Annotated in this window: 1 protein-coding gene; it reads right to left on the bottom strand. The window is 45.7% G+C overall.

Features of this window, described 5'->3' with window-relative positions:
* Positions 1-1,325 (bottom strand): autotransporter-associated beta strand repeat-containing protein (locus ICE89_RS11645; RefSeq protein WP_216266027.1); only part of this gene is annotated, 1,325 nt, incomplete at both ends.

A 1,325-nucleotide genomic window follows, 5' to 3' on the forward strand; every position in this document is an offset into this window, starting at 1 on the left:
TTGTAGAGTTGCACTTGTATTACCACTAGAAGCGCCTAAAGTTACCGTACTAGAACCTAAGGCAGAAGCTGAAGTAGAGGCTACTAAAGTGCCTGCGGAGATGGTAGTGCCGCCGGTGTAACTATTGGTACCAGAGAGGGTTACCGTACCAGTGTAGCTACTGGCCGTGTTAATCGCTCCATTACCTGAGATAGCACCCGACAAAGTAACGTTACTAGATCCCGAGAAAGAAATCGTGCCGTTATTGGTAATGATGTTGGATATTGAGGCTGTAGCAGCAGTATCGTAATTAACAGTGCTGCCTGAATTAATTATTACGCCATATGCAGTACCGCTAATTGGGGCTAAATTCATACTCCAATTGCTTGCGGTAGACCATGAACCATTGTTTGCACCGATAAAGATGTCCCCAGTACTCAGAGATCCGCCACCAACCGTTGTACCGCCAGTAAAAGTATTTACTCCACCAAAAATAACAGCACCGGTGTTAGAGGAATCGCCAATGTTTAAAGAACCCGTTCCAGCACCACTGATGGCTCCAGTAAAAGTTGCGCTTTGACTATTAGCCGCAGCAATCTCATTGCTTCCTGTAGCCAAAATAACGGTATTACTAATCGTACTGGTTGCAGTATCAATTAATGTGCCGCCACTAATAGTCAGGGTTCCGGTTGATAGGTTGCTACCGCTCGTGCCACCCGAGGCAATTTTGAGAGTTCCTGCTGCAATTTTTGTACCGCCAGTATAAGTATTGGTACCACCAAAGATTACCGTTCCTGCATAGCCGGTGTTACCAACTTGAAGCTTACTTGCGGTCGATCCAGCGCCATCAATGATGGTGCCAGCAACAGTGAATACATTGGTATTTGTATTAGTAACTTGCGCAATCACATCATAGTAGTCAGCACCATTTTGAGCAAGAGTAATGGTGCTATAAATAGCTGCTGAGCCATTAACACCTGAAGCACTATTAATTAATTGTGCTACCGCTGTTGAGGAGCCAGCCAAAGTTAATGCAGGGTTAGTGCTTGCATTGGCATCTCCCAGTTTGTAACCATTGAGATCAAGAGTGCCACCTGCATTGACAATTACTGTGCCAGTACCAACTGCCGAGCTATAGAGCGTTGTATTACTACCGGATGTGCATGATGTACCAGAGCCACAAGTAGTGCCAACCCCAAGTTTTAGGGTTCCGCTAGAAATAGTGGTGCCACCGCTGTAGGTATTGGTACCGGATAGTATCCAAGTACCTGCCCCAGATTTAGCCAGACTCGTTAGGCCAGTATTGTTAGCCAATACTTGACTCAGTGTGTTGTTGTTTGTACTGG

The organism is Polynucleobacter sp. AP-Kaivos-20-H2, from assembly GCF_018882215.1.
GTDB lineage: Bacteria > Pseudomonadota > Gammaproteobacteria > Burkholderiales > Burkholderiaceae > Polynucleobacter.